This is a genomic window from Shewanella electrica (assembly GCF_022321485.1).
GTDB lineage: Bacteria > Pseudomonadota > Gammaproteobacteria > Enterobacterales > Shewanellaceae > Shewanella > Shewanella electrica.
Window position 1 is genome coordinate 1 of record NZ_JAKOGG010000300.1, and the last position, 270, is coordinate 270.

A 270-nucleotide genomic window follows, 5' to 3' on the forward strand; every position below is an offset into this window, starting at 1 on the left:
GTTTTCTGCAATCCCATATGCGCTGGCGTAATGCCAGACTGGCGCCAGAGCAGCAGGATCGCTATGTTGCACAATACTCGAAAGTTGCCGTGTTGCTGGGGGCGGATGGCCTGGTCATGGATGCGGCAAGCTTGAGGGAGCTGTTTGCCCAGGCCGGTCCGCAATTACGGGTTGATGCGCGAACCCGGGAAGTGGCTACAATTTTAATGTCTTCACATACCCTGTTTAAGGGGCCCAAGGCTTGGGTTGCCAGGGTGTTTCTGTTAGCGG

General features: G+C 55.9%; 1 protein-coding gene. It reads left to right on the forward strand.

Features of this window, described 5'->3' with window-relative positions; genetic code table 11:
• A partial coding sequence (locus L9G74_RS20695; protein WP_238898640.1) for an oxygenase MpaB family protein occupies positions 1-270 on the forward strand: 270 nt, incomplete at both ends.